Below are 6,000 nucleotides of genomic sequence, written 5' to 3' on the forward strand. Positions count from 1 at the left end.
AACCGCTACCCTGGGTTAGTCTTCGTTTCCGGCGGTGGGAGGGCGCCTGATGTTCTTGATCATGTCCTCGCCCTTGGTTGACGCGATCGAGCGCCGCGACTACCCCGCAGTCCTGCAGCTCGCCCGGGAGCGAGCCGGGTGGAGCCAGACCGAGCTCGCCCGGCGGCTGGGTTTTCACCCGAGCGTGATCTCGAAGATGGAGGCGCGTCGTCGCCGGATGGAGAACGTGGTGACGCTGCGGCGGCTGGCCGAGGTGCTGCAGTTGCCCGCATCGGCGTTCGGGCTGGAAGGCGCCGAGGGCGTGGCGACCGGGCGCATCGACCCGGCCCCTTCTAGGGTGGGCACCAAGCCCGCCCCGGAGGAGGACGACGTGCGTCGACGTAGCTTCTTGAAGGCCGGTGGCGTGGCCATCGGCGCCGCCGTCGCTGGCGCGCCGGCCGCAGAGGCCGCCGCGTCTCCCGCCCCGGGGGCACTACCGGATCCGGCCGTCGTGCTCACCACCCGTTTGTCCGACGTCCTCCTCGGCAGCCGAACGTCCATCGGCCCGGCCATGCCGACCGTCGGTCTTACCCGCGCACTCGCGGCGGCGCGCGCATCGTTCGGCAAGTCCGACTTTCTGGCCCTGGCCGATAAGCTGCCGGCGTTGGTCCGAGCCGCGGAGGCCGCTCAGGACGCCGGAGCAACAGCTCAGGCTTACACCCTGGTCACCCGCGCGCTGGTCAAGCTCCGCCCTGCGGGGCTGGAGTGGATCAGCGCCGACCGCGCCGTGCGGGCTGCGGAAGCAGCAGGTCAGCCGCTCATTCTCGCCGAAGCCGAGCGCATGCTCTCCGGTGTGTGCCGCCGCGCCGGTGACCACGACCGGGCGGGCACTCTTGTCGTGGAGGCAGCCGACCGACTGGCGCTCGACGGCCGAGACCCGCGCCATCTCCTGCTGCACGCCAGCCTGCTGTGCACCGGCGGATACTCCGCTGCCCGAGCCGGCGACGGTGCCCGAGCTCGCGACTTGCTGACAGAGGCTGCCGCGACGGCGAGCCGGCTCGACGGCGCCGGGGCTGCACGGGCCCGGGCGAACCTGTTGAGCCACCGCGTCTCGGTGGAACAGCTACTCGGCGAGCCGGGGGCTGCGCTGCACCACGCTCGCACGGCCCGCGGGGTGCAGTTCCCTGATCTTGAGCGGGAGGGGCGCTACTTGGTCGACTTGGCCGCGGTCCAGTTGCAGCTGGGGCAACCGGGCCCGGCGTACAGCACGTTGCTGGCCGCCGAACGCCGCGCACCCGGTGAAGTGCACACCCGCGCGGCCGTCCGCACCATCGTCGACGCGCTGCTGAACCAGAATCGTGCAGCCGTACCGGGAATCCGTGATCTCGCCGCCCGAGTTCACGTACCTGCCTGATCGAGACACTGCCGCGACCGCTCTTTCATCGGATTCGCCCCCGATGAGGCGGATCAAGTGATTTCGGCAAGTCGAATTGGCCCCGGTTCGGCCTTCCGATCTGGCCCCGGCAGCTGGGTTGCAGGATCGGTCGGCATCTTGTTGTGGCCCCACCTGCTGTTGTTGAGGCGGGGTCGGCACTCTGATTTGGCCCCACCTCGTTCGCGTGTTTCTGCTGGTCGAGCTATGCGCCGGTGATGGGCGGCATGGTGTGCGAGACCGTGGGACGGACCCGACGGCCATCGCGGGGACCGTTCGTGATGCGCTGACTCCCGAGGATGCTTGTGCCGTCGAGCGCGGGTGCCGGTCACCGACCGCTGGCTACTGATCGTCGGCGTCGAGCCGGCGCAGAGCTGTGCCGAGGAACGCGTCCCGCCGTTGTCCGAGAATGTCGGCGTCGAGGTCTGTTCTGCCCTGGTCGTGGAGCGCCGGAACGCAGAACGCCATGTCGGCCAGGTGCCTAACGCCGCCACGACGTCCCAGTAGGCGACCCGCTCGGCTCGTCGGCCGGTTTCGTGCTGCCAGCCCTCCAGGACCTGCTCGGCGGCAGGTGGCCCGAACATCAGGGCCGCGTCGAAGCGTGCACCGCTGAGGTCGATTCCCGGCGATCCGGCGCCGGCGCAGTCCCAATCGACCAGGCCGGTGCAGCGGTCACCGGACCAGAGGGTGTTCCCGAACCACAGGTCACCATGCACGAAGACTGTCGGGCCGCCGGGCGCGGGAAGCTGCTCCAGTCGTTCTTCGGCGGCCGTCAGCAGCGCGGTGGTGCCCTTTTCCCGCCGTTGGGCCGCGAAGTCGACGTCCGCGATCGAGCGGGTCCGCAGCGGCAGAGCAGCCCGTGGCGCCAATGGAACTGCCTGCAGAGCGGCGGCTGTAGCACCCAAGCCCCGAAGCCGCTCGGTGGAGGCGACCGATGGAATCCGGCTGTGCCCGGGCAGGACGGTGGTTAGCACTGCTAGGGCTCCGGCTGCGGAACCGTCGAGATCGGTTGCGATCAGCCTGGCCGCGGGCAGCCGGTGGTTGCCCGCAACGTGCAGTGCCGCCGCCTCGGTGGCGAACCGTTGGCAATGCTCGGGATCAGTCGGGTCTCCGAGTCGCAGCACGGCCGCTTCGACGCGGCTGCCCTGGTCGAACGTCAAAAGCCAAGGATTGGCTCCCTGTCGTAGGCCGGTGGCTGTGGCCACTGGGGCGTCGCCTCCCATCGCGTCGCTCACCCAGCGCTGGACCTTCTCGGACAGTTCGTGCACCGTGACCACACCCCGTGTCGCACCTGATTTCGAGCGACCACGATGACACGGGCGCCGCCGACGATCTCGTATGCCGGGCCGTGGGCTCGGCATACGGCCCGGCGAAGATCAGGTCGACGTTGTCAGCTGGCGCGGTTGGTGCGTCGGCGTTTGGTGGTGCGCAGCCGGAACGACTCAGTGCCGGTGTCGATGATCGAGGCGTCGAACGTCAAGCGATCGACGATCGCGGCGCAGAGCCGAGGGTCGGTGAAGGTGCGGGCCCACTCGCTGAACGCGGAGTTGCTCGCGATGGCGATGCTGGAGCGTTCTTCGCGCTCGGTGAACACCTGAAACAGCAGCTCCGCGCCGCGGCGATCGAGTTCGAGATAGCCGAGCTCGTCCAAGCAAAGCAGGTCAACTCGGCCGTAGCGGGCGATGGTCTTGGACAGGTGCTTGTCGTCGGCGGCCTCGACGAGCTCGTTGACCAGCGCGGCGGCGGTGACGTAGCGGACCTTGAACCCGGCCTCGGCCGCGGCGGTGCCCAGCCCGATCAGCAGGTGGCTCTTGCCGGTGCCGGAGTCCCCGATCAGGCAGACCGGCTGCCCGGCGCGGATCCAGGCGCCCTTGGCCAGGGTGTGGACCAGTGCGGGCGGGACGTTCGGATTCGCGGCGAAGTCGAAGTCCTCGATGCGTTTCGTGCGCGGGAAACCGGCCTGCTTGACCAGTCGGGCCTTGCGTCGGACCTCGCGGTCCTCGCACTCGATGAACAGCAGCTCGGACAGGAACGTCTTGTAGGTGGCCTGCTGACGGGCCGCCGCGGCGGCCTGGTCACCGAACCGGTCGCGGATCGTCGGGAGCCGCAGGATCCGGCAGGCCTGCTCGATCGCGGCGTCGGCGGCTTCCTCGGTGAGCTGGTCCCGGCCGCGGCTGGTGGTGCGGGTCATGACGCGTTCCCCTTCCTCGGAGTGTTGCGCAGCAGCTGGTCGTAGGCGGCGACCGACGGCGCCGGCCGGGAGTCCGGCGGCAGGTCGGTGTCACGGCGCCGCTCGGGCAGCGAGACGACCTTGCTGCGGCTGCGCCGCGGCCGCGGCGGCTCTGCCGTCACCGTGTCGCCGGCCGCGGCGGCGTGTTTGCGGGCCTCGATCGCGACCACGTCCGGTGAGACCGACCCGGCCTCCAGCGTGACGCGGATCCCGGCGATGACGTGCGCATGGCTCATCCGCCGGTGCAGCAGCAGGACCTCGATCAGCAGCCGGGTCCCGGGCTGGTCGCCGTGCTTGGCGCGGGCGGCGGCCCAGAACGCGTCGTGGGTGGCGGTGAACCAGCCCTTTTGCCGTGCGTGGACCAGCGCAGACGCCCCGCGTAGCGCGCCGGGTTTGCCGGCCAGGACCTCGAGATAGTGGTCGAGTACCAGGTGCTGACCACCTTTGGTGGTCAGCCGCGGGTGGCGGGCGACCTCGGTGGCCCCGTGCAGGACAACCAGCTTTTCGGCGTCGAGCTTCGCTCGGACCGTCTGCCCGATCAACCGGGCTGGAACCGAGTAGAGCGCCTGGCGGACGGTGATCCTGGCGTAGCGGTCGACCCGCGGTGTCGTGGTCAGCGCGATGTCGAACTCGTCCACCGGCAACGGAGCCAGCAGCGGCGCTTCGAGGGCGAAGTCCTGCCCGATCGTGGCGGTCCGCTGGTCGATGTGGCGGGCGTCCTCGGCCCGGTCTGCTGCGGCGAGTTTGTCATTGATACCGGCCAGGCCGGAGATGTCGGCGATCTTCGGGACCGGGACGAACCACCGTCGCCGGAACCGGCCGCCTTCTCCCTCGACGCCGCCCTTCTCGTGGGCGCCTTCTTTGCCTGGCATGCAATAGAAACTCGTCACACCGTAGGCGGATTTGAATAGCACCCAGCGGTCGGTCTCGACTCGGGACCGTCCGAAGCAGACCCGCCGGACCGCGGAGGAGAGGTTGTCGTATCGGATCTCTCCAGCCGGGACGCCGCCCAGCTCAATGAAGGCGGCCACGTGGCCGGCGAAGAACGCCTCCTGGCCCTGTGAGGAGTAGACACGGTGGATTGCTCTGCCAGAGAAAGACATTCGCAGTGTGAAGAGGAAGCATTTGGTGTCGACGCCGCCGACGTTGACCCAGACTTCAGCGAAGTCGACCTCGCGTCCTGACCCGGAAGGTGTGTCTGGGGAACGAAACCGTCAACCACGCTCGCTCGGCTGCGGACTTCCAGCGCGATCTCCGGGCGTCGCTTCGCGACGTATTTCGACACAGTGCGGTAGGCGATCGTGGCGTCGTGCTCGTCGAGCAGCCGTTCCCAGATCCGGTGCGCGGTATGCCGCTGCTTGCGCGGTGCATCGAGATCGGTCCGCAGCATCTCGTCCATCGCTTCCCGCAGCGGACCCGTCACCGGTGACGACCGGGATGGGGTCTTCCGCGGCGGCGGGACGGCCGAGCCGAGCGCCTGGCGCACCGTCCGGCGATGCACCCCGTGCCGCTCAGCCAGCGCGCGGACCGAGAGACCCTCCACACGGGCATCCCGCCGGATCAGCGCGAACAACTCCACCCTGGACACCATCCCGGCTCCCACGCGGACGGCCCCTCACCGGCACTGTCCACCCAGGACCCTCACCTCGACCCGCCGACTCGCACACCACGAGCAGGAATTCGCCCGATCGGTGGGGCCCGTTAGCGGTGCCGAACCGGGGCCAAATCACGATGCCACGGCCACCACCGACCGGCTGTGCAACCTCGATTACCGTCACGGCGGCGAAACCCTTTGGCGAGCCGGGGTCGCGGCCGTGTGCGAGGCCAACTCCATGCTTGAGCAGGGCAGCTATAGCACTAACGTTGGCCAGGCGCTGCTTACGGCCACCGGCAACCTGCACATCCGGACCGGCTGGCTGGCCTGCGACGCTGGTCAACATCAAGTCGCCCGCACCAGCTTCACCGACGCCTTGACCATCTCCCGCCAGACCGGCGATGCGGAGATTGAGACCCGCGCTCTGGCTGGCCTGGGCTTTAAAAGCAACCTCGTCGGCCGCCCGCGAGAGGGCTTTCGCTTCTCCCGCGCAGCCGAGGATGCCGCGCGCGGTCTCGGGTCGTCGTCGCGGATGACCGCCGTGCCGCTGCTGCACCTGGCGGTGGCCAACGCACGCAGTGACGACTTTAGCGATGCGCAGGCAGCTATCACCCGCGCCCGGAAAGCTCTGGATGCGGACCGGGGTGACGAGGGCGCTAGCTGTTACGGGTCATGACGTTGGTGACGCGGACAAGGGCCTGAGACGAGGGGCGGGTCTTTCGGCGGCAGGATGAGAAGTGCGACCAACTCGCCCCGCCGAGCAGA

The 6,000-nt window shown here is 69.3% G+C and carries 4 protein-coding genes and 1 pseudogene; 2 read left to right on the forward strand and 3 right to left on the reverse strand.

Features of this window, described 5'->3' with window-relative positions:
- The first annotated feature begins 49 nt into the window (after positions 1–49).
- Positions 50–1,393 (forward strand): helix-turn-helix domain-containing protein, encoded by a 1,344-nt coding sequence (locus C2L58_RS45475; protein ID WP_103343826.1) that lies wholly within the window; start codon positions 50–52, stop codon positions 1,391–1,393.
- Between the two features lie 53 nt (positions 1,394–1,446).
- On the opposite strand, the gene C2L58_RS45480 is transcribed toward C2L58_RS45475, so the two are convergent.
- From C2L58_RS45480 to istA, 3 genes and pseudogenes are all read right to left on the reverse strand, one after another.
- A complete protein-coding gene (locus C2L58_RS45480) occupies positions 1,447–2,679 on the reverse strand; it encodes a phosphotransferase family protein (RefSeq protein ID WP_233226297.1) in 1,233 nt (410 codons plus the stop codon).
- A gap of 122 nt (positions 2,680–2,801) precedes the next feature.
- Positions 2,802–3,602, reverse strand: a complete 801-nt coding sequence (istB, locus tag C2L58_RS45485) for an IS21-like element helper ATPase IstB (protein WP_103343827.1) — start codon at positions 3,600–3,602, stop codon at positions 2,802–2,804.
- A pseudogene (gene istA / locus C2L58_RS45490) lies at positions 3,599–5,232 on the reverse strand (IS21 family transposase). The gene istB and the pseudogene istA overlap by 4 nt, the downstream one beginning before the upstream one ends.
- Positions 5,233–5,473: 241 nt before the next feature.
- Between istA and C2L58_RS45495 the strand changes: the two are divergent.
- Positions 5,474–5,911: a hypothetical protein gene (locus C2L58_RS45495; protein WP_146073822.1), complete on the forward strand. Its 438-nt coding sequence runs from the start codon at positions 5,474–5,476 to the stop codon at positions 5,909–5,911.
- The last annotated feature ends 89 nt before the right edge of the window (positions 5,912–6,000 follow it).

Origin of the sequence: Amycolatopsis sp. CA-126428 (assembly GCF_002904335.1) — a bacterium.
GTDB lineage: Bacteria > Actinomycetota > Actinomycetes > Mycobacteriales > Pseudonocardiaceae > Amycolatopsis.

What these genes read in the sequence shown, in the direction of transcription:
- C2L58_RS45475 (WP_103343826.1), top strand. Translation starts at nt 50, where the DNA reads ATGTTCTTGATCATGTCCTCGCCCTTGGTTGACGCGATCGAGCGCCGC.
- C2L58_RS45495 (WP_146073822.1), top strand. Translation starts at nt 5,474, where the DNA reads ATGCTTGAGCAGGGCAGCTATAGCACTAACGTTGGCCAGGCGCTGCTT.
- istB (WP_103343827.1), bottom strand. Translation starts at nt 3,602, where the DNA reads ATGACCCGCACCACCAGCCGCGGCCGGGACCAGCTCACCGAGGAAGCC.